The 22469-nt window shown below is 46.2% G+C and carries 18 protein-coding genes; 8 read left to right on the top strand and 10 right to left on the bottom strand.

Going from position 1 to position 22469, the window contains the following annotated elements; all coding sequences use genetic code 11:
• Positions 1–15: 15 nt before the first annotated feature.
• The 5 genes from aroA to aroE are packed head-to-tail and all read right to left on the bottom strand — an operon-like array spanning position 16 to position 5567.
• Entirely contained in the window at positions 16–1308 is a 1293-nt protein-coding gene (gene aroA, locus FC26_RS06835; protein WP_057779039.1) for a 3-phosphoshikimate 1-carboxyvinyltransferase, read from the bottom strand.
• A 51-nt stretch (positions 1309–1359) separates the two neighbouring features.
• Positions 1360–2535: a chorismate synthase gene (aroC, locus tag FC26_RS06840; protein ID WP_057779041.1), complete on the bottom strand. Its 1176-nt coding sequence runs from the start codon at positions 2533–2535 to the stop codon at positions 1360–1362.
• Between the two features lie 39 nt (positions 2536–2574).
• Positions 2575–3639, bottom strand: coding sequence for a 3-dehydroquinate synthase (aroB, locus tag FC26_RS06845; protein WP_057779043.1), 1065 nt, complete (start codon positions 3637–3639; stop codon positions 2575–2577).
• Positions 3632–4657 carry a 3-deoxy-7-phosphoheptulonate synthase gene (gene aroF / locus FC26_RS06850; protein ID WP_057779045.1) on the bottom strand — a complete coding sequence of 342 codons (1026 nt, stop codon included), beginning with the start codon at positions 4655–4657 and terminating at the stop codon, positions 3632–3634. Before aroF ends, aroB begins: the two co-directional genes overlap by 8 nt.
• Positions 4658–4673: 16 nt before the next feature.
• A complete protein-coding gene (gene aroE, locus FC26_RS06855; protein ID WP_057779047.1) occupies positions 4674–5567 on the bottom strand; it encodes a shikimate dehydrogenase in 894 nt (297 codons plus the stop codon).
• 739 nt (positions 5568–6306) lie between these two features.
• On the opposite strand from aroE, the gene FC26_RS06860 reads away from it, so the two are divergent.
• The 6 genes from FC26_RS06860 (at position 6307) to FC26_RS06885 (ending at position 12471) form a co-directional block, all read left to right on the top strand.
• Positions 6307–6549 carry a hypothetical protein gene (locus tag FC26_RS06860; protein WP_057779048.1) on the top strand — a complete coding sequence of 81 codons (243 nt, stop codon included), beginning with the start codon at positions 6307–6309 and terminating at the stop codon, positions 6547–6549.
• Between the two features lie 34 nt (positions 6550–6583).
• Complete coding sequence (locus FC26_RS06865) at positions 6584–8008, top strand: glycoside-pentoside-hexuronide (GPH):cation symporter (RefSeq protein ID WP_057779050.1); 1425 nt, start codon at positions 6584–6586, stop codon at positions 8006–8008.
• Between the two features lie 111 nt (positions 8009–8119).
• Positions 8120–8890, top strand: a complete 771-nt coding sequence (gene aroD / locus FC26_RS06870; protein WP_057779052.1) for a type I 3-dehydroquinate dehydratase — start codon at positions 8120–8122, stop codon at positions 8888–8890.
• Between the two features lie 66 nt (positions 8891–8956).
• Positions 8957–10381, top strand: coding sequence for a C69 family dipeptidase (locus tag FC26_RS06875; RefSeq protein WP_057779055.1), 1425 nt, complete (start codon positions 8957–8959; stop codon positions 10379–10381).
• Between the two features lie 132 nt (positions 10382–10513).
• Positions 10514–11971 carry an MDR family MFS transporter gene (locus tag FC26_RS06880; protein WP_057779057.1) on the top strand — a complete coding sequence of 486 codons (1458 nt, stop codon included), beginning with the start codon at positions 10514–10516 and terminating at the stop codon, positions 11969–11971.
• Entirely contained in the window at positions 11971–12471 is a 501-nt protein-coding gene (locus FC26_RS06885; RefSeq protein ID WP_057779058.1) for a DUF4811 domain-containing protein, read from the top strand. The genes FC26_RS06880 and FC26_RS06885 overlap by 1 nt, the downstream gene beginning before the upstream one ends.
• A 63-nt stretch (positions 12472–12534) precedes the next feature.
• Here FC26_RS06885 and FC26_RS06890 read toward each other — a convergent pair whose 3' ends face one another.
• From FC26_RS06890 to FC26_RS06900, 3 genes are all read right to left on the bottom strand, one after another.
• The gene (locus FC26_RS06890) at positions 12535–13536 is read right to left on the bottom strand and encodes an aldo/keto reductase (RefSeq protein ID WP_057779060.1); all 1002 of its coding nucleotides are present in this window, start codon (positions 13534–13536) and stop codon (positions 12535–12537) included.
• 100 nt (positions 13537–13636) lie between these two features.
• A complete protein-coding gene (gene araA / locus FC26_RS06895; RefSeq protein WP_057779062.1) occupies positions 13637–15064 on the bottom strand; it encodes an L-arabinose isomerase in 1428 nt (475 codons plus the stop codon).
• Between the two features lie 288 nt (positions 15065–15352).
• A complete protein-coding gene (locus FC26_RS06900; RefSeq protein WP_057779064.1) occupies positions 15353–16444 on the bottom strand; it encodes a GntR family transcriptional regulator in 1092 nt (363 codons plus the stop codon).
• A 146-nt stretch (positions 16445–16590) separates the two neighbouring features.
• Between FC26_RS06900 and FC26_RS06905 the strand changes: the two genes are divergently transcribed.
• Entirely contained in the window at positions 16591–17442 is an 852-nt protein-coding gene (locus FC26_RS06905; RefSeq protein WP_057779066.1) for an aldo/keto reductase, read from the top strand.
• Between the two features lie 47 nt (positions 17443–17489).
• Here FC26_RS06905 and FC26_RS06910 read toward each other — a convergent pair whose 3' ends face one another.
• Entirely contained in the window at positions 17490–18899 is a 1410-nt protein-coding gene (locus FC26_RS06910; RefSeq protein ID WP_157061089.1) for a sugar porter family MFS transporter, read from the bottom strand.
• Between the two features lie 509 nt (positions 18900–19408).
• Positions 19409–20794 (bottom strand): sugar porter family MFS transporter, encoded by a 1386-nt coding sequence (locus FC26_RS06915; protein ID WP_057779069.1) that lies wholly within the window; start codon positions 20792–20794, stop codon positions 19409–19411.
• 427 nt (positions 20795–21221) lie between these two features.
• On the opposite strand from FC26_RS06915, the gene FC26_RS06920 reads away from it, so the two are divergent.
• Positions 21222–22364, top strand: coding sequence for a glycerate kinase family protein (locus FC26_RS06920; protein ID WP_057779071.1), 1143 nt, complete (start codon positions 21222–21224; stop codon positions 22362–22364).
• The last annotated feature ends 105 nt before the right edge of the window (positions 22365–22469 follow it).

Below are 22469 nucleotides of genomic sequence, written 5' to 3' on the forward strand. Positions count from 1 at the left end.
GCCGCTACCTCTTCTTTATCGCAATTGGTCGAGATCGTTAAAAAATTCAGGGTATGAAACACTGATTGAATCCGCGTTGTTTAAAACGCTGTTTCCACCCGCAATCAGGTTCGCAACCGCCAGCATCATCCCGATTCGATGATCACCATGGGAATCTAACGGCGTCGTCGCGGTATGCAATTTCGTGCCACCTTCAATAATGAATCCATCAGGTTGTGGCGTAATCTTCGCACCCATTTTCGTCAGTTCCTCGGTAACAGTCGCAATCCGATCCGTTTCCTTTACCCGTAATTCTTCGGCGCCGGTAATGACCGTCGTCCCCCGGGCCTGTGTGGCTGCCAATACAATGAGTGGCACTTCATCGACGACCGCTGGAATGTCTTTTGCACCCAGCTTCAGCGCCGTCAATGCTTGGTATCCAATCGTAATATCACCAGCCGGTTCACTATCTGTCGAGCGGTTCGTAATCGTGTAATGGGCGTTCATCTGATCCAGCGCCTTTAAGATCCCATCCCGCGTCTGATTAAGTCCCACTTGCTTGAGGGTAATCTGACTGCCAGGTACGCACGCGGCCGCCACCAAGAAAAAGGCGGCAGATGAAATATCACCTGGTACCGTAATCTGTTGCGCCTCAAAGTGATCCTGTGGCGTCACTGTAATTTCCAGACCGTCTTGTTCCAAATGACCCCCAAACTGGGCAATCATTTTTTCAGTATGGTCCCGGGTGATCAACTTTTCAGTCAAATGACTCGGTTGTTCCGCCTGCAAGCCCGCCCAAATCAGGGCGCTTTTTACTTGGGCACTCGCTACCGGTAATTGGTAATCAAGGCCCCGAAGTCGCGGATTGGCATGCAGAGTCACCGGCAAAAAATTATCATCCGTAGCGGTCACATGCACTCCCATTTTAGCCAACGGCTTGATCACCCGATCAAGGGGCCGCTTGCTAAGTGACGCATCCCCAAACAGGTCAATATCAAATGGCTGGTGGCTCAAGAAGCCTAGTAAAAGCCGCGTTGAGGTGCCAGAGTTGCCCATATCAAGCGGTTTGGTAGGCTTAGTAAAGTGGTTAAAGCCCCCCTTACCTTCAATTGTAACTTGATCACCATCAACCGCGATCGCAACCCCTAATTCCCTAAACGCCCCGATCGTATGGAGGCAATCATCCGACAGCAAAAAGTGGTTCACCACCGTTGTCCCGTGACTAATTGCGCCTAACATAATGCTGCGGTGTGAAATACTCTTATCACCCGGAACGGTGAGTGTGCCATGAAGGCCATTTTCGCTTTTCGGTAGTTCAACTGTTGTCATCTTGATATCCCCTTGCTCGTAATCTGCCATCACTTTTAAATCACGGCCTGCTTAGTACCGTTTTAATTCTTCATTATAGGTTGCTACTTGTTCTTTCAACCGGTCAATTGAATCCGTGTCAAACTTGTCTAGTAAGGCGGTTGCCAGTTGAATCGCGACCATCGCTTCCGCAACCACGGCAGCGGCCGTTACAGCGGTAGTATCAGAACGTTCCACGTTTGCCTTATAGGCTTCCTTCGTTTTCACATCGACACTCATCAATGGTTTGTAAAGCGTTGGAATTGGCTTCATGACGGCCTTCACTACGATCGGTTGGCCGTTTGTCATCCCACCTTCAAATCCACCTAAGTGGTTGGTCTGACGGAAAAAGCCTTGATCCTCATTCCAGAAAATTTCATCCATACCTTCGCTCCCCGGATGGTGGGCAAATTCAAATCCATCACCGAATTCCACCCCTTTGAAGGCGTTAATGCCCACGATTGCGGCCGCTAATTTAGCATCCAATTTAGTGTCGGCACCAACATAGCTCCCTAAGCCAGCCGGCATCCCCGTTGCAATCACTTCCACGATGCCGCCAAGGGTGTCCCCATCACGCTTGGTCTTATCGATTAGCTCCCGCATCTTCTCATCCGCCTCGGCGTCAAACGTGCGCGTGGGACTCTCATCCGTGGCCTTTTTAAGTTGTGTAAGATTCTCGTATTGGCTCATCTTGGCATTATCGGCTTGAACGCCACCGATCTCTTTCACGAACCCGAGCACCTCGACCCCAATTTCAGCCAGCAATTGTTTACATAAACTCCCAACCGCCACCCTCATCGTCGTTTCGCGAGCACTCGACCGTTCTAACACGTTCCGTAAATCCTTGTGGCGATACTTCATTCCACCAACTAGGTCGGCATGCCCTGGCCGGGGCCGGGTTACTTGGCGGACACTATTTTCTGGTGTGGCTGGTGCGGTTGGTGACATCACTTCACCCCAGTGTGCGTGATCACGGTTCGTCACGTTCAGTGTGATTGGTGACCCCAACGATTCTTGATGCCGGACCCCAGATAAAATCTTGACCTGGTCCGTTTCAATTTTCATCCGGTTTCCCCGTCCATATCCTTGCTGCCGCCGTTTTAAATCGTCATTGATCTGATCGGCCGAAACCTTCAATCCGGCTGGAATGCCTTCAATAATGGCGGTTAATTCTGGTCCGTGTGACTCTCCTGCTGTTGCATAGCGCATACGTGATCATGCCTACCTTTCCTACTGTTCCTTCATTAACTATTCCTTGAAAAATGCCTTGACTTCATCAGTCGGAATTCCGTAAATATGCGGGGTTCCGTAGTCTTCGACATAAACCAAGTTTAGTGTACCATTTTTATTCTTTTTATCATTTTTTATTTTTTCATAGAACTCTGGAGTTCCGAGTAACGCGGATTCTGTCGGCAAACCGACCGCCTTGAGTCGCTCTTCGATTGCAGCAGTGATTCCTGGCTTAGTTAATTGTAATTGTTCAAAAACCCGCATAATGTGGACCATTCCCACACTGACAGCTTCCCCGTGGGCTAGGCCACCATGGGCCAATAGTTCAATCGCATGCCCCATCGTATGACCAAAATTAAGTAACTGGCGTTGACCAGTCTCCTTTTCATCGGCCATCACAATGCGTGCCTTGTAAGACACGCTGCGTCGACTTAGTTCGGTTGCGTGGGCGCGAATATCGGCCACCGAATTAATCTGTTCAATCAGGTGCCAAAAATCAGCAGAATCCAGTGCCGCCGTTTTCACAATCTCACCGTAACCCTCCGCCACATAGCGGTCAGTCATCGTGTCTAGCGTATTGGGATCGATATAGACCGCATCGGGTTGGTAAAATGTCCCAATGATATTTTTGGCATCTCCCAAATCAATGGCCGTCTTCCCACCGACGGAACTATCGACCTGCGCCAACAATGACGTGGGAATTTGGATAAACGAGATTCCCCGCATGTAAATCGATGCCGTAAAACCGGCTAGATCCCCAACAACCCCGCCACCAAGGGCAATCACACCATCGCTACGGGTGAAGTGGTCGGCTGCCATCTTAGCGGCTAAATCCGCAATGACTGGCCAAGACTTAGACGCCTCACCAGCCGGGACAACATAGTCGCAAACCGTAAAGCCGGCGGCCGTCAATTGATCGCTCACTTGTGTCTGGTACAACGGGCCAACGTTGGAATCGGTAATCAACGCGACTTTCCGTCCCGACCACTGCTTAGCAATTAAATCGCCAATCTGATTGAGCAACCCGGGTTCGATCAACACCGTGTATTGAGTTTGTGGTAACTGAACTTCGACCTTAGCCATTTACAACTGCACCTTCTTGTTGGTTGAATGAATTGAGCATATCGTGAAGTGCGAAAACTTCACTCGTCATCTTCTTGTAAGTCTTCGGCTTCAAGGCCTGTGGCCCATCCGAAAGGGCTTTTTCTGGGTTGTCATGAATTTCCACCACAATGCCATCCGAACCACTAGCTGTCGCAGCCAGAGCCATCGGAGTCACCAAATCCCAGTGACCTTCAGCATGGCTTGGATCGGCAATGATTGGGTAGTGGGTCAGCTTCTTCAAAACGGGTACTGCGCTGACATCGAACGTGTTACGCGTGTATTTGTCATCAAATGTCCGTACTCCCCGTTCTGACAACGCGATTTGGGTATTACCGCCAGCGGCAATGTATTCTGCCGCATTGAGCAGATCATCAATCGTTGCGGACATTCCGCGCTTCAGTAAAACGGGCTTCCGCGTTTTACCGACTGCCTTCAATAGGGAGAAGTTTTGCATGTTTCGAGCACCAATTTGGATCATGTCGGCGTACTGGCAAACAACTTCCAAATGTTCTTCGTCCATAACTTCGGTGATCATATCCATATTTTGCTTGTCAGCTGCTTCACGCAGGTACTTCAACCCGGCAACACCCAAACCTTGGAATGAGTATGGTGAGGTTCTTGGTTTGAAGGCCCCCCCACGCAGAACCGTTGCCCCGCCGTCCTTAGCTACCTTAGCCATTGCACTCACATGGGCCTCTGATTCAACAGAACATGGACCGGCCATCATCACAAAATTTCCATAGCCACCAATTTGGGTGTGAGGTAATTTAATAATTGTGTCTTCTGGATGGAGGGCGCGACTACTTTGCACGGCACCCGGGTGATCCATGATAATGTCGGCAATTCCGGCTTTTTCATCGTCAGTCAATTGATCCGGTGTCACCTTGTTCAGGGCAATTCGGTTGCCGTGGGTGAAGATATCGGTTTTGCCCCCGAAGTGGGTATTGAGCAATTGTTTGATTTGGGCGGCTTTACTGTTGTTTAGAATGATAATCATATTGAATTCCTGCTTTCTATTGTTGGTTGAGTTGAGTTTGAATGGTTTTTCTAACGAGTTGAACTGGCATATCCTGTCCTGTCCAAAATTTAAAACTGAGAGCGCCTTGATAAATCAGCATTCCAAGACCGTTAAATGTTTGACAGCCTTTTTGTTTGGCGACTGATAAGAACTGTGTTTCAAGTGGCGAATAAATGACGTCGCACACAACATGGTGTGCGTTGAGCTGAGCTAAAACACCAGGTGGCGCAGGCATTTGGGCTTGGTAGTCGCCCATCCCCAGGTTCGTTGCGTTGACAATCAAGGTACTTCGAGCCACGACCGTTGTCATTTGGGCAACATCATCATAGTCGACAAGGCGCACCTTCGTTGAACGCCCTTTGGCCATCGTTGCGAGTTGCTGTGCTACCTGCTCGAAACGTGGGTTGCGACGCTTGAAGACGGTAATTTCAGCCAACTGATGATCAATGCCGGCCTGAATAATTGATAAACCAGCACCGCCGGCTCCCAAAACCACCATCGCTTGCTGAGCAACCGTTACCCCTTCTGCAATCAGGTTAGCGAAGAATCCTTCGCCGTCGACACTGTCACCAATGAGATGACCATTAGAATTCTTAATCACATTCACAGATTCTAATAATTGGGCCCGCGGTGTAATTTCATCTAGCATCGGAATGATGGTTTGCTTGAAGGGCATTGATAAGTTAACGCCGCCCAAGTCTAACGCCCGAATTGCTGCAACGCCCTGTGCCAAATCAGCTGGTTGTAAATCAAACGCCAGGTACCGAGCATCAATTTCCCGATTATTGAAGCTCGTATTGTGCATCAGCGGCGATAAACTGTGGTGCGCCGGATGAGCAAATAATCCGTATAACCTTGTCTGTCCACTAATCTCAATGTTCTCTCTCATGATAATTCGCCCTCCTCCAGGTAAAATAAAAAGCCTCACAGTGTCCTAACACTGTGAGGCTTCAGTCCACCTATAGAGAGATGGTCATCACCAAATAAAAACGCCACACAATGTTATTGTTCAAAATCCTTAACATCTATGTGGCAAATATTTTTTAATATGCTTAAAAACTATTGGTCACTCAGATGCAAACGTGATGTTTGCGTCTGAGTTAGACTCAAACATCACTTCATAAACCAATAGTAATAAAAGCTATTCAATTGTAATAAATTGATACTTCGCATATTAAAATCTCCTGTGAAATTGATTAAACACACTTTAACAATAATTAAACTATCTGTCAACCATAATCTCAAAAAAATTATTGACCCTTGTGAAATTGAATGGGTGTTTTTTTTATAGCTACATTATAGTAACGAAGTTCAACCAGCCTATTTTCATCTTTTTCATCAAATGAAATTGAAATACGCAAAAATATGACACTTATTTTCATTTAGTCTAAAAAGCATTAACAAATGTACTGTAATCCGGTATGATAAGACTATTCTTTTTGCATTCTTGAATTTTTTAGTAAATTATTACTAGTGTCTAAAGCGCTTTCATATAGGCGTTTTAAAAACTAATTCAGTTTTTAACAAGCGTTTTTTACTAAAAAATCCTTGCCTTTTTAACCATTGTGTTTTACATTAAGGCAAGCGTTTACATCGTTGAACTAATCATTATTAGGGAGTGATTTATTTTGGCTAACAACAACGATAAAATCAAAATTGATCCAACGGAATTCGCCAAATTGGTATTGCAAGGCAGCAACCAGCAACCCGATGAAGCCGACGTCAAGTACATTAAGCGTCAGTTACGTCTGTATCTGGAATCATTGGTGCTGATCGACAACTTTAACGATTTAGAGGAATCTCGTTTTGACATTGCAAAGGAAACACAACGCGATAAGATCTTGCAAAAGATTATTGAACGCCGCTATTAATTGATACAGTCTCATTATTTGAGGAGGAAAAATTATGAGTCACGCTAAGCAGTATACGTCATATGCGTTAGGGGCCTTCGGACATGATACCTTCTATGCCACGTTAAGTACCTATTTGATGCTTTTTGTTACCAGTCAACTATTCGATACCAGCAACCACGCCTTCAATACCAAGATGATCGCCTCGGTAACCACCTTAATGATGGTCATCCGACTGGTCGAAATTGTCTTTGATCCATTGATCGGTGGAGCCGTTGATAATACCGAAACCCGGTGGGGTAAATTCAAACCATGGCTGCTAGTTGGTGCCCTTGTCAGTTCAATCATGCTGGCCGTTATCTTCACTGACTTTGGTGGTTTGACCACCAGCAACCCGGTACTTTACCTTGTCCTCTTTGGAATTGCATTTGTTATTTTGGATATTTTTTATTCATTCAAGGATATTTCCTTCTGGTCAATGCTCCCCGCACTCAGTGTTGATTCGAAGGTCCGGGCTAAGTTTGGAACAATCGGTCGTTTTGGTTCCACATTGGGTGCCCAAGGGGTGCCAATCTTTATTTTCCCATTAATCATCTTCTTCTCACAGACCTTCTCCGGCACGTCTGGTGATACCAAAACTAAGACCGGTTGGTTAGGATTTGCGATTGTCGTTGGTTTGATTTCCTTCTTAGGGGCCTTGGCGACCGCCATGGGAACCAAAGAACAAAAGAACCTGATTCGGAACAACACCGAAAAAGTTCGTTTCCGCGACGTCTTTAAGGTGATTGGTCAAAACGATCAACTAATGTGGTTGGCTTTGTCATACTTCTTATTCGCCCTGAGTTATGTGTTGACGAATAACCTGCTCGCCTACTACTTCCAGTATGTTCTCGGACAACCTGGTAAATTCTCACTGGTCGGGGTTATCACCGCCATTCTTGGTATTATTTCTGTTTCACTGTTTCCTGCCGTTGTCGCCGTTATTAAGCGTCGTGCCATTTACGTCGGCGGCATTATCATGATGTTAGTTGGTTATGCACTCTTCTTGTTTGCCGGTCAAAACATCCTGATCGTCCTAATCGCCGTTTCAATCTTCTTCTTCCCATACCCAATGATCTTCTTGGCCGCTTTGATGACCATCACAGATAGCGTGGAATATGGCCAGTTGAAGAACGGAAACCGGAACGAATCCGTAACCCTTTCAGTCCGGCCGTTGATCGATAAGGTCGCCGGTGCCGTTTCTAACGGGGTTGTCGGGATCGCTGCCGTTCACTCTGGGATGATTGGTAACGCTAAACCAAGTAGCATTAGCGCCCTGCAATTATTGAACTTTAAATCATACATGTTCTACGGGCCAATGGTCTTGATCCTCATTGCCGCATTAATCTATCTATTCAAGGTTCGTCTGACTGAAGACAAACATGAACAGATCGTTAAGGAATTGGAAACCAAATTGGAAGCCCAACAAAACGCTAAATAGTCTCACTAACGAGATAGTCAAAAGCGATCGGAAATTCCGATCGCTTTTCTTATTGAATCAATCTCCCATTAATGATACTGTCAAAGAAACTTACCAAAGGAGTCCCACCCTATGCCTACTAATCCCAAAACAATCACCATTGGCACGCTAACACTTGGTCCTCAGGCCGGCCAGAAAGTGATCGCCCCCATCGTCGCTCGTACTTACGATGACGTTCTCACTCAGGCTCACCAAATCGTTGCCTCAGCAGCCGATATGCTCGAATGGCGGCTCGATTACCTGACCGACCTAACGGATACGGAGCAACTAATCGCTACCGCCAAAACGCTGCGGACAATCACTGGTCAGATTCCGATTATCGCCACCAATCGAACCAGTACGGAAGGTGGTCAACGAGACTATCAGGGGCCTGACTATCAGGAAAGCTACACTGCTCTGATCACCCACAAGCTCGTCGACGCCATCGATATCGAATTTTCACAAGATGACGCGACCTACGACGCATTACATCAACTGGCCAGCGACCACCACGTCACCACTATTTTGAGCCATCACGACTTCGCCGAAACGCCCGAGAAAGATAACCTCATCTTTTTGTTCGCCCAAATGGCCAAAAAGGCCCCTTCGATTGTTAAAGTTGCGGTTACCCCTCATGCCCGCGAAGACGTCATGGCACTCATGGATGCCACACTCGCGGCGGATCATCAAATTGAACCGCCCATTATTGCGATGTCAATGGGTCGGTTGGGCCGCATCTCCCGGTTGGCGGGCGACACGTTTGGAAGTATTGCCACGTTTGGGACGGTTGGTGCCGCCTCGGCACCAGGTCAAGCCTCAGTTGCTGAAATCAAAGCAACCCTCACCACATTAGCGCAACAGTAATTAATTCCTATTCTCATTTCAAAGCGTTAAAATGAAGTATCACAATTCAGAAAGGATCTATTTTTAATGCAAAACTTATCTGCTTGTACCACCGTCCTCGTCGGCAAACAGGCGACCATTGATGGTTCCACAATGGCGGCCCGCAACGATGACACTTTCCGTCCGCTGACACCCCAAAAATTCGTCATTTATCCCGGATTTGACATGAGCAAAACCGTTAAATCCTATAAAAACGGGTTTGAAGCACAAACGCCCGCCCATGGCTACCGCTACCAAGCCACTCCTAACGTTGACGTTGTCAACGAAGGCGTCTTCGATGAAAATGGCTTTAACGAACAAAATGTCGGCATGAGTGCGACGGAAAGCGTCTACGCCAACGAACGGGTACTGGCTTTTGATCCCCTGGTGGCAGACGGACTCGCAGAAGATGCCATGGTCGCCATGGTTCTGCCCTTTATCGATTCCGCGCGGGAAGGTGTCAGCCGTCTAGGTGACATCATCGCGCAATATGGTTCGCCCGAAGGCAACGGCGTGATCTTTAGTGATCGTCACGACATCTGGTATATGGAAATTGTCACCGGTCATCACTGGGTTGCCGAACGAATTCCAGACAACGCCTACGCGGCGACCGGCAACCGGGTTGCCATCCAAGAAGTGGACTTTAGCGACACCGATAATTTCATGTGGTCCGATGGCATTCAAGAATTTGTCAGCGATCATCACTTAAATCCCGATGATCATGGCTGGAACTTCCGCCATATTTTCGGTACTGCCACCGAATTCGATCAACACTACAATACACCGCGGCAATGGTACGCCCACAAAATTTTGAACGGGCTCGATGCCGGTGATCCCGAAGACTTTGATCTGCCGTTCATCGTCATCCCCGATCATAAAATTACCCTGCAAGCAATTGAACAGGTTTTAGGCAGCCACTACAATCAAACCGACTTTGATCCCCTCGGCCATGGCAGTGACGCTGACAAGCACCGTTACCGCCCAATCTCACTGAGTCGGACCCAAAACTCTCACATCCTGCAAGTTCGTAACGACGCCCCTGAGGCTGCCAGTGCGATCATGTGGTTATGCTTTGGCGTGCCCTCATTTGCGCCGTACGTGCCCTTCTTCGGCAATGCCACCGCAACTGATCCTAGCTACGCTCAAACACCAATGCGTCTCGACATTAGCTTAGACAGTGCCTATTGGATGTATCGGACCCTCTCCATGCTGGTGGAAAGTCACCACGCTCAGTTTATTTCGGCAGATTTGGACTACTTAAAAGAAGCACGCCAATTCCATTATCAGTTCGTTGATCAAGCAATTGAAGCGGTCCGTGACATGGATACCACTGCAGCAACTGCCTATCTGACACAACAAAATCACGCAATGACTCAAGCAATGGCCGATCGGACCAAGCGCCTGATTGAAGACCTGATCATGCACGGATTGGAATTATCTCAACTAACGTTCAAAATGGACGAAAATCTATAGGTGACCACCACGATTAGTTTACTGCTAAAAGGCAGTAAACTTTTTTTATCTCACTTCGCGTGCTACAATAGCATTTGTGTCTTTTTAGTGCGAACGCAAATATATTTATCCGAGGTGATCGAGTTGCCATCCATGGCATCTGAAACAAAACCATTAGATCAAAACGGGAAGCCCTACAACCGACTGGCCCTCGTTTTTACGTTATTAGTCGGTACATTTAGTACTTTTCTGACTTCCACTATGCTCACCACGGCGTTTCCAACCCTGATGAAGTCCTTCAACATTTCTGCCAATACCGTTCAATGGTTAACGACCGGCTTTATGTTAATGATGGGGATCACGATTCCCATCACGGGCTTTTTCTTGCGACGCTTCGATTCTCGTAAACTGTATCTTAGCGCAATGTTGATTTTCTTGGTCGGTACCGTCGTCTGTTACTTTGCACAAACCTTTTATACGATCCTAGCCGGTCGGTTGGTTATGGCCGTCGGGGTCGGAGTTGCCTCACCGGTTTACCAAACCATCATGACCTCCATCTTTCCGCCGTCCCAACGCGGGGCCGCAATGGGGAGTGCTGGCCTTGTTATTGGCCTAGCTCCCGCAATCGGACCTACCTTTTCGGGCTGGATTTTAATCCACTACTCATGGCGGATGCTCTTTTTATCCATCATGCCGATTTCAATCATCGTCATCATCTTGGGAAGTATAACCCTTCGCAAGGTATTGCCCACGAAGGACGCCCCCATCGATTGGTTCTCCGTCCTCCTTTCCGTTGTGGGCTTCGGCACCATGCTCTTCGGTTTCTCGATGGTCGGTTCTTACAACTGGTCCGACCCAATCGTCTACGTCAGCCTCGTTGTGGGGGTAGTCGTGATCGCACTCTTTATTCAGCGGTCCCTCAAAATCAAGAATCCCCTCTTACAATTCAACGTCTTTAAAAGTCCGGCATTCACCCTTTCGTGTATTTTGGTTGCCGTTTCGTTCATGTCGATGAATGGGTTTACCTTGGTCTTACCCCTGTACCTGCAAACCGTTGGTGGCGAATCGCCACTTGCTTCAGGATTAACCCTTTTCCCCGGTGCCATCGTCATCGGGGTGATGAACCCCATCACGGGCCGGATTTTTGATCGACTCGGTGCCCGTAACATGGCCATTACAGGGATGTTTCTTCTAACCATCACGACGGCCGCATTCATTCCGATCACATCCAACACACCGATTTTGTACATTGTGTGTCTCTACATGGTCCGGATGTTTGGGATCTCAATGACCATGATGCCCGTTACTACCACGGGAATGAACGCCCTCCCATTAACTCTCATTGGGGATGGGACGGTTGTTAACAACACTGCACGCCAAGTCTTCGCATCCATGGGCACCGCCGTATTGGTATCTGTCATGTCAAACGTCACCATGAACCATGTTCCTAGCAGTGCCATCGCGAAGGCAACCCCCATCGCCTATCGCCATTTAGCACTCAATGCTAACGTCCTCGGCTTTCGTTACGCCTTTGCGATTGCGACCATCTTTGCCTTCGTCGGGTTTGCGCTCACCTTCCTCTTGAAAAAAGACGAAAGAAGGTGGGATTAATGATTGTTATTTTGCTCTTTATTGGTGCGGTTCTGTTTGCCGCCACCATGATTTTCATGCAACCCAGCTTCAAAAAGAACTGCTGGGTCGCGGTCGGGCTCATTTTGACACTTGGTAGTATCGGATTGATCGTGCTTAACTATCACAACCACTTTGGGACAACGGAAGTGAAAACCACGATTACCTATCCCCTCACCTCCAGTAGCCAACACGGTCACCAGCTGTGGTATCGGCAACTCGGCACTAAAAACGAACGGGTTTATCTGTACCAGACTAACCCACTCGTTAAAACATTGAAAAAGACCAATCCGGCCACCACCACGGTCACGGTCAAACAAAACCAAGCGACCAACCAGCTTAAGATTACGAAGGTCTATCGGGTTTATTCCAGCGAGGAACTTCGTATTCTGTTCGGTATTTCGGGAAACGATCACCAATTTGTTCGACAGTACGATCAATTCAGCCTAAAACCGGGTTGGCACGTCGTTAAATTGAATTAAGCTTGGTTCCTAATTCAAGCGACAAAAAAGACTGAGAAAAAATTTCTCAGTCTTTTTTTAACGCTATTTAAATTCAGCACCGTTCAAAATACGATCAATATTCGCTAATTCTGCGGCAGTAAAGTCGAGATGCTGTAAGGCTTGAATATTATCGTCGAGTTGGGCAGTTCTTGATGCACCGACAATCACACTTGAAACCGCCTTTTGACGCAGATTCCAAGCGAGCGCCATTTGTGCCAGTGACTGCCCCCGTTGTTGAGCAACCTCATTGAGTTGCTGCGCGATCCGAATGGTCGGTTCAACCCGGTCTTTCGACAGGAAGGGACTATCCGAACGATTAGCCCGCGAGTCCTCTGGAATACCGTGTAGGTAACGATCGGTTAAGCGACCCTGTGCTAACGGACTGAAGACAACCGCCCCCACGCCCTCGTCTTCGAGGACATCCGTGAGCCCATCTTCAATCCACCGGTCAAACATGTTGTACCGGGGTTGATGCACAATAAATGGTGTCCCGAGGTCCTTTAATAAAGCAGCCATCTGCTTAGTTTGGTCGGCAGAATAGTTGGAAATACCAACGTATAGTGCCTTGCCATCACGGACAATTTGATCTAATGCCCGTGCCGTTTCTTCCATCGGAGTATTCGGATCTGGCCGATGATGGTAGAAAATGTCGACATAGTCGAGCCCCATTCGCTTCAAGCTTTGATCAAGACTCGCAATCAGATACTTCCGTGATCCCCAGTCGCCATAAGGTCCAGGCCACATAGTATAGCCGGCCTTTGATGAAATCACCATTTCATCCCGATAGCTCGTGAGATGATCGTGAAAAATCTTACCAAAGTTTTTTTCAGCAGCTCCCGGTTCCGGGCCATAGTTGTTCGCTAAATCGAAGTACGTAATTCCCCGATCGAACGCATCAAAAACTAGCTTTTTCTGATTACTCAGCGGGGTTGTGTCACCAAAGTTATGCCAAAAGCCAAGGGCAATGGCGGAAACTTTGAGTCCCGATGTTCCTAAATTCCGGTAAAGCATTGTGTCGTAACGATGTTCATCTGCTTGATACACAATTATCAACTCCCATGACATGTCGTCGTAGTGCTCCAGCTCCCTATCGCACCCATAAAAAAAGCCGACCATTACTGGCCGGCTTCATTATATCATTGAATTACTTGATGTCGACGAAGTTCAAGTCGATCATGTCAGCAAATTCTTGAATTTGTTCAGTCGTAAGTGAAAGTGACAGAACAGTGTGGTGTCCACCACCAAGGCGGATCCATTCAGTAGCACCGTGCTTCAAGCCCATCTTAGGTGTCCAAAGTTGTTGGGCAACTGGCAAGTATGGTGTTGCTTCTGGAGTCTTCGCAGCATTTACTTCGTATGAAATCAGACGGAAGTCGTCACCCATATCAGTCAATGTTACATCGATACCTTCACCATCTGAGCCGGCGAATACAAGACGTGCAGGATCATCTTTACCACCAATATCAAGTGGGTGAACTTCAACACGTGGCTTGTCACTAGCGATTGAAGGGTCAACTTCAAGCATGTGTGAACCAAGGATGGCTTCTTTGCCCTTACGTAATTCAAGGGTGTAGTCTTCCATGAAGATCGTCTTGTCATTGTGTGACATGATCTTCATCAAACGACCTAAGGCAGCAGTCTTCCAGTCACCTTCAGCACCGAAGCCATAGCCTTCAGCCATCAATAATTGAGCAGCTAAACCAGGCAATTGCTTCAAGCCCCAAAGATCTTCGAAGTTTGTAACGAAGCCTTGGTAGTTGTTCTTGTCCATGAATGACTTCAAAGCGAAGTATTGACGGAGTTGTTCCTTAACTGATGATTCGAATTTTTCAGGTGTGTTGTCACCAACAACGAATTCATAGTCTTTTTGTAAGTCTTCGTACTTAGCGTTAACGTCGTCTTCAGAAACATGTTTGATTTCTTCAACTAAGTCGCCGACACCATAGTAGTCAACTGTCCAGCCAAATTTGATTTGTGCTGAAACTTTGTCACCTTCAGTAACGGCAACGTTACGCATGTTGTCGCCGAAACGAACGATGCGAATCTTTTGGCTTTCGTTGTAGGCAACTGCAACGTCTTCCCACTTACCGATTTCTTCTTGGGTTTCTTCATCGCCCCACCAGCCGTAAACAATCTTGTTCTTTACGCCTAAACGTGCATTGATGTAGCCGTATTCACGGTCACCATGGGCACTTTGGTTAAGGTTCATGTAATCAAAGTCAATTGTGTCATATGGGATCTTGTTCAAGAACTGAGTTGCTAAGTGAAGCAAAGGCTTCTGTAACAACTTAGTACCGCGGATCCAGTTTTTAGCTGGTGAGAATGTGTGCATCCATGTGATAACACCGGCAACGTTATCGTTGTAGTTGGCATCCTTCATAAATTGAGTGATGTTTTCAGCGGTTGTAGCAACCAACTTAAAGACAACTTTGTATGGCAATTTGCCACTTGCATTCAATTTATCGACAATTTCACGGGCGTCGTTTTCAACTGACTTCAGTTGTTCTTCACCATAAAGGAATTGACTACCAGTTGCAAACCAGAATTCATAATCAGGTACTTGTAATGACATGAGATGATCTCCTTTTTAATTTATTGTGTTGCACTTTGAACGGCGCTTCCATCCAAGTGGTTGCAACACTTAAATCGCTTACATACATATTGTATGATATTTGTCCGTATAAATCAACAAAAACTTTTTTTGATAGCATAAAAATATCCTTTTAACCATTTTTAACTCGCATAAATCCCTTAGATACTAACCATCTGGCCGGTAAAATGACCACAAAAAAAGTTTTTAAATTAATAAAAAAGCCGCTGATTTCAGCGACTTTTTGCTAAATTTATAAAATAACTTTAATTACATACCGGACCAATTTTTCTTAATGCCGGCGGATTTTCGAATCCGCATATCCAAATCATACGAAATGGAATCGACTTCCTCGTGATTAATCAGCTTCATCAAAGTCTTCCCCGCATCGATTCCCATCTTTCCTTTAGGATGAACGGTAGTCGTCAAGCTGGGTTCAATGTACTTGCTTAATTCGTAGTCATCAAAGCCCACCACTGCAACGTCTTCAGGCACACGTAGATCCAGTGAGCGAACGACATCAATAATCTGAATGGCTAATTGATCGTTGTAGCACGCAATGGCGGTCGGCCGGTCCTCCCGCGAAAAGATCGCTGAAACTTTATCAAAGATCTTAGCCATCTCGTCGCTGGACTGATACATCACCATTTCACTGAGGTAGGAAATCTTTGGATGCTTGAGGTAGGCGTGAATAAAGCCATCCATGCGGTGAACACCTTGCAAATCATCAATTTGAAAAATTCCTAGAATTTTTTCGTGCCCCTGTGTAAAGAGGTACTCCGTCATATGCTGTTCGGCTTCCATATCATGGGTCTCAACGTATGGAAAATCAAAATCCTCGTAATGGGCATCGATAAACAGCGTGGGAATCTTCGACGCTTTAATTTTTTCGTAGATGTCTCTGTTCGGATTAGGTAGCGCACTTTGAGTTGGTTCAATAATCATCGCTTCCACGTTGTTATCGAGCATCCGAATTAAACTCCGCCGTTCCTTTTGATGATTATTGTGGGTGTTGCTCAAAATCATTGAATAGCCGTTATCTGAAATAACCCGGTCAATCCCACTGATAATACTTGGGAAAATATAGTCAGCAATGTGTGTCGTAATCACACCCACCATTTTGTTGTTGACCTTCGTTGACCGGCCCTTTTGCCAATCATCAACGTACATCCCGCCCCCTTGAATTCGGTAGACGTAATGCTCGTTTTGTAATTCACTAATCGCCCGCCGAATCGTATAGCGGCTAACACTGTACTGTGCCATAAGCTCAGATTCGGTTGGTAGCTTATCGCTAACCTGGTACTTGCCAGCAATAATATCAGACTTCAGTCCTTGCTTAACAATTTCATATTTACTTTCCACGAAGCATACTCCTCATTTTTTCGATTTATTTGTTATTACTATATCACTTGCACCCAGTTTTGGGGGCCACCAGGTCAGAATCTTTTCGCCTTTTCCCAAATTATGTTTATAATAGTGGTTGATAAATAAACTTAGCGGAGGATATTATGACAGATATTAGTAATAATTTGATTACCCTCGCCGATGGCAATCAGATGCCACAACAGGGGTTTGGTGTTTACAAGATTACTGATCAAGACGAATTTAACCAAGCAGTTACCGCTGCTTGGGAACAGGGGTACCGCCTTTTTGATACCGCCCAAATGTACGAAAACGAACAGTACCTCGGTAAGATTTTACACGATTTACAGGTGCCACGGGAAGAATTATTTATCACCACTAAAATTTCCGAAGCCAATCAAGGCTACGACGCTACTATTCGGTCACTGAAAGAATCTCTGAAAAAGCTCCAAATGGACTACGTCGACCTCCTTTTAATTCACTGGCCGATCAACACCCATTTCTTTGACACTTGGCGCGCATTTGAAGACTTGAAGGCACAAGGCTTAACCAAATCAATTGGGGTCAGCAACTACGGTATGGTCCATCTGCAATACCTTGCTACGCAGGCTCGTGAAATGCCTGTTTTGAACCAAATCGAAGTCAGTCCCTACATGAGTCAAAAGCCGCTGATTCACTTCCACGAAGAAAACAACATTGCCACGCAAGCATGGAGTCCACTAGGTCGTGGTAAGGTCTTCAACGAACCCACACTGGTCAAAATTGCCGAACAAAAGCATCGTTCCCCAGCTCAAATCATTTTACGCTGGCACTATCAAAATGGCATCTCATTTATTCCCAAGTCCATTCATCCTGATCGAATTGCGCAAAACGCACAAATTTACGATTTTGAATTAACGACTGAGGAAATGCACCTCATGGATGCGATCAACAAAAATCACCGTGTCAGCAAAGAACCTGAACTTGTTTATGAGTTTGGTGAACAATATCCGTACTAACAAAAAAACTTCGTTGCCGAAAGGGCAGCGAAGTTTTTATTTTTAATTTAATCCGTTACGTCAGCATCTTTTAATTCTGCCGCACGACCATGGTGAGTTCCCTGTTCTTCAATTTCTTCCAAGGACTTTCCTTTGGTTTCTGGCACGCAGAACCGGGTAAAGATCACACCCAGTACACAGATAACCCCAAAGACCGCAAAAACGGCCGCTTGTGGCATATGTGCTGTCATGACTGGGAAGAGTAACCCAACCAGCCAAGAACCGATCCAGTTTAGCGATGAAGCTAAGCCAGATGCACGCCCCCGAATTGCAAGTGGGAAAATTTCTCCCACAATGACCCAGGTCAGCGGTGCCCATGTGAAGGAGTAGAACGCCACGTAAAGTGATAAGAACACAACGATCATCATTGGACTGGCATCCGGTACCAGCTTATTAATAACGGCTGGCAGTAAGAATGACAGGGCCATCACAGAGCCACCGAGCGTAATCAATGTCCGGCGCTTGAATTTTTCGGCAATCACTAAGAATACTAACGAACCAGCGACCAAGATCACCCCTTGAATCACGGGCCACAATAAGGCAGAACTAGCAGCATTCCCTGTGGCCTGTTCAACGATCAACGGAATATAGTAAAAGATGGCATTCGCCCCTTGGAATTGCTGAAATGCGGCAACGCCGACACCGGCGATTACGAGGTAACGATACTTCGAATTGAAGAGGGTGCCCCAGGTCACCGCCTGTGCGGCAGCCGTTTCCTGTTGAGCAGTCGTCTTAATTTGGGTTAGTTCATCTTGAACTTCTTGTTCACTATCGCGAATATATCCCAGCACTTGAACGGCTTGATCCTCATGTCCCGTTTTAACAAGGAACCGTGGTGATTCAGGCAGCTTCATGACGCCGAAAAATAAAATAATTGCCGGCACAGCTGCAAGTGTCAACATCACCCGCCATGCCCAAGCTTCTGGTAAATCTTTCAACAAGAAATCCATAATGTAGGACAACAACATCCCGGAAACAATCATGGTTTGGTTTAACCCTGATAATGATCCCCGTAAGCGGGCTGGCGACATTTCAGACATATAGGATGGTACCAGCGCTGAAGCGGCCCCCACGGCGAGTCCCAAGAATACACGGACCACGATCAGATATAGCGTGCCGTTGTTGGGCGCTAAGCCAGATAAAATAGAAAAAATCATAAAAATCACGGCCGACAGCAAGATCATCTTCCGACGACCCCAACGATCGGATAATTGACCGGCAATGGAAGCTCCAAAAATAGCTCCGAACATGACGGCCGAAGTGATCCACCCCGTCAACGTTGCATTGGTTAACGCCCAATCAATTTTCAAAAATGGTAATGCACCCGTCATTACTCCAATATCGTAACCAAACAAAATACCACCAAATGATCCAAAGAAATAAATGAACCAACTTGGAATCTTCTTCTCTTTTTCCACTACTTTCTTCTCCTTTGCCATGGTTAATTCTTCACCGCAATGCCAGTTTAGCGTTCCCGATCACTAAAACGATGACACTTCCGTAATTCTGTATACTACAGAACCACTATTTTACAATCATTGAATATTGTTTATGAATGCGGTTACTAAATTAACTAAAAATAAAATAAGCGTACGGATAACGTTTACATTAAATACTTTATCTAATTTATCCGTATAAATCAACGATTATTTTATTTATCATACAAATTTCAGTTGCTTATCTCCCCTCTTTTTTAACTAAATGAGAAAGCTTTGAGCGCACAAAATCCCATTACGATGCATTTTTTCTTCCCGTTCAAGTTAAAAAATGAAAATTTGGTAAAAATTTATTTTTACGCAAAAAAAAGCAGAATCCGTTTAGATTCTGCCATAAAACTATTTAATTATTACGCGCAACCAAGACATAGTAACTAATGTTTTTTATTTTTTTCTAGATACACGAACCACTCGTTTTGAAACAGAATGTCCTATTCCTTAATGTTTTGAGCTTCGATTTCTTCAAGTGAGATCCCTTTAGTTTCTGGGACGCGAGTCTTAACAAAGATAACACCGAAGATACAGATAATACCGAAGATCGCGAACACGGCTTCTTGTGGAAGAGCAGCAGTCATAATTGGGAACAAAAGACCAACAACGAATGAACCAATCCAGTTGAATGATGAAGCTAAACCAGCGGCTTTACCACGAACAGCCAATGGGAAGATTTCACCAACGATAACCCAAGTCAATGGAGCCCAAGTAAAGGCATAGAAGAAAACATAGATACAAAGGAATACTAACAAGAGCATTGGATGTTCAGTACCAGTAACCTTGTTAACAATGGCAGGGATCAAGAATGAAATCGCCATGATTGAACCACCGGTCATGATCAAGCTACGACGCTTGAACTTTTCAGCGATGATCATGTAGAGAAGGGCACCAACAACCAAGATAACCCCTTGAAGAACTGACCAGATCAAAGCATCACTGGCGTTAATCTTAAGCGCACTTTCAACAATCAAAGGAATGTAGTAGAAGATCGCGTTAGCACCTTGGAATTGTTGGAACGCAGCAACCCCAACACCGGCGATAACAAGGTAACGATACTTACCAGTGAACAATGATGCATAGCTGACACTCTTTTGTGCTTCTGCGGCGTTGTTTTCTGCTGCAGCAGTCTTCTTGATGTCGTTTAATTCACTGTCGATTTCGTTGTCGTTGTCACGAACATAGCTCAAGACACGACGAGCGTCATCATTCAAACCATGGTTAACCAAGTAACGTGGTGATTCTGGCAATTTCAGAACCCCGAAGAACAAGATGATGGCTGGAACAGCGGCGAAGGCTAACATAATACGCCAGCCCCATGCTGTTGGCAAACCTTTGAAGACGTAGTCCATGATGTATGAAATCAACATCCCAGACACGATCATGGTTTGGTTCAAACCATTCATCCGGCCACGAAGACGGGCAGGTGCAAGTTCGGCCATGTAAGGTGGTACCAAGGCTGAAGCGGCACCAACGGCCAACCCAAGGAAGCACCGAATGATGATCAAGTACATAACACCGTTTGTAGGTGCAACCCCTGATAACAGTGAGAATACACAGAAGATAATAGCTGAATATAAGATCATACGACGACGTCCAAGACGATCGGCTAATTGTCCGGCCAAAGCCCCACCAAAGATGGCACCGAACGTAACACCAGATGTCACCCATCCGACTAATGTGGCATTTGACATTGCGCTTGCCCAATCAATTTTCAAGAATGGTAAAGCACCGGTCATAACACCAATATCATAACCAAAAAGGATTCCACCAAATGATCCAAAGAAGTATATGAACCAACTTGGGATTTTCTTTTCATTTTGCATTATACTTTTCTCCTTTGCTCCAAAGAATTAAACATGATGTTGTTAACGTAAGCGCTCTCTAAAAAGGGTAACCTGATTGGAAGAATCAATTACATTAACACTCATCAACTAACGGTAAATAATGGCTGTGTAGTTGCGGCATATTCATAAGCCATGTCTAGAATCTGATTTATGAGGTACCGCTTACATACATTACAATAAAATATTTGTACGTATAAATCAAGTACAAATTTGATTTATTTCATAATTTTTGTAATCGTTTTCGACTTTAAGACTTTATTATGTTTCTTAAAATACTGTTAAATCGGCATTTGTTGCCACTTGATTCCGATTTATTCGGACAAAAAATTATTTGAACAATTTTTGGGATTGACCTAACAAATCGACTGGTTTTTAATGGAATTATCATAATAAGTGAGGCGTACGTATGAAATTTCTCATTGCACCAGATTCATTTAAAGGATCACTCACCGCCGTAGAAGCGGCGCACGCAATTCATCAGGGGCTTCGCGCCGCTTGGCCGACCGCCACTTTTGACCTGCTGCCCATGGCCGACGGTGGCGAAGGGACGGTGCGCGCCTTGGTAACCGCCAATCAAGGTTCATTGGTCACAACGACCACCACCGGCCCCCTTGGTAGCCCTGTCCAATCTGCTTATGGTCTGATCAATCACCGCCAAACGGCCGTAATTGAAGTTGCTGCCGCGAGTGGTCTCGGGCTCATGCAGGGCCATCTCAATCCCCTCACAGCCACTTCGCGAGGGACCGGCGAACAAATCATCGCTGCCTTAGATCACGGGGCTAAAACGATTATTATCGGCTTAGGCGGCAGTGCAACAAATGATGGTGGTGCGGGCCTCTTGCAAGCGCTGGGGGTGCACCTCCTAGATCGCCAGCATCACGAACTGGCCCCTGGCGGCGGACAGTTGGACCAACTAGTGCGCATCGACACCCACCACATTGATCCCAGAATCGCTGATACCCACTTTATCGTCGCCTCAGACGTCACTAACCCGCTGACGGGTCCCAATGGTGCTAGTGCCGTCTTTGGCCCTCAAAAAGGCGCTAATCGTGAAATGGTGCGTCAATTAGATCATAATCTCCGGCACTTTGGTCAATTGGTCGAACAAGTCGTCGCGCGTCCTGTCAGCACCCTCGCCGGAAGTGGTGCTGCCGGTGGGATTGGCATGGCGCTGCTCGCATTCACCCCCGCAACCATGCGGGCCGGTGTCGAGATCGTTCTGGAGGCCACTCATTTTAAGCAGCGCGTCAAAACCGCAGATATCGTAATTACCGGTGAAGGTCGTCTGGATGCTCAAACACAATACGGTAAAACGCCCTTTGGTGTTGCCAAGGCGGCCAAATCAACCGTGCCCGCCTGCACCGTAATTGCCCTTACCGGGAACGTCGCCGAAGACATCGGTAATTTGTACGATCAAATTGATGCCATTTTTCCAATCGTTGCGGGCGCCGATAGTCTGGCACATGCCATTCAAGTAGCAGGTCCCAATCTCACCCGAACAGCCGCTAACCTTGGTCGCCTCATCAAACAGTTAACTGCAAAAAAATAGGTTTCAAAACCCATAACGGATTTTGAAACCTATTTATTTACGCGCTTAAGCCTTGTGGGCGTGGCCCTTCGACTTCGCATTGTTTTGACCGTAGTAGGCGTTAGC

The organism is Paucilactobacillus vaccinostercus DSM 20634 (assembly GCF_001436295.1).
Classification (GTDB): Bacteria; Bacillota; Bacilli; order Lactobacillales; family Lactobacillaceae; genus Paucilactobacillus; species Paucilactobacillus vaccinostercus.

What these genes read in the sequence shown, in the direction of transcription:
- FC26_RS06915 (WP_057779069.1), bottom strand. Translation starts at nt 20,794, where the DNA reads ATGCAAAATGAAAAGAAAATCCCAAGTTGGTTCATATACTTCTTTGGA.
- FC26_RS06880 (WP_057779057.1), top strand. Translation starts at nt 10,514, where the DNA reads ATGGCATCTGAAACAAAACCATTAGATCAAAACGGGAAGCCCTACAAC.
- aroA (WP_057779039.1), bottom strand. Translation starts at nt 1,308, where the DNA reads ATGACAACAGTTGAACTACCGAAAAGCGAAAATGGCCTTCATGGCACA.
- FC26_RS06920 (WP_057779071.1), top strand. Translation starts at nt 21,222, where the DNA reads ATGAAATTTCTCATTGCACCAGATTCATTTAAAGGATCACTCACCGCC.
- FC26_RS06865 (WP_057779050.1), top strand. Translation starts at nt 6,584, where the DNA reads ATGAGTCACGCTAAGCAGTATACGTCATATGCGTTAGGGGCCTTCGGA.
- FC26_RS06905 (WP_057779066.1), top strand. Translation starts at nt 16,591, where the DNA reads ATGACAGATATTAGTAATAATTTGATTACCCTCGCCGATGGCAATCAG.
- FC26_RS06885 (WP_057779058.1), top strand. Translation starts at nt 11,971, where the DNA reads ATGATTGTTATTTTGCTCTTTATTGGTGCGGTTCTGTTTGCCGCCACC.
- aroE (WP_057779047.1), bottom strand. Translation starts at nt 5,567, where the DNA reads ATGAGAGAGAACATTGAGATTAGTGGACAGACAAGGTTATACGGATTA.
- aroF (WP_057779045.1), bottom strand. Translation starts at nt 4,657, where the DNA reads ATGATTATCATTCTAAACAACAGTAAAGCCGCCCAAATCAAACAATTG.
- aroB (WP_057779043.1), bottom strand. Translation starts at nt 3,639, where the DNA reads ATGGCTAAGGTCGAAGTTCAGTTACCACAAACTCAATACACGGTGTTG.
- aroC (WP_057779041.1), bottom strand. Translation starts at nt 2,535, where the DNA reads ATGCGCTATGCAACAGCAGGAGAGTCACACGGACCAGAATTAACCGCC.
- aroD (WP_057779052.1), top strand. Translation starts at nt 8,120, where the DNA reads ATGCCTACTAATCCCAAAACAATCACCATTGGCACGCTAACACTTGGT.
- araA (WP_057779062.1), bottom strand. Translation starts at nt 15,064, where the DNA reads ATGTCATTACAAGTACCTGATTATGAATTCTGGTTTGCAACTGGTAGT.
- FC26_RS06875 (WP_057779055.1), top strand. Translation starts at nt 8,957, where the DNA reads ATGCAAAACTTATCTGCTTGTACCACCGTCCTCGTCGGCAAACAGGCG.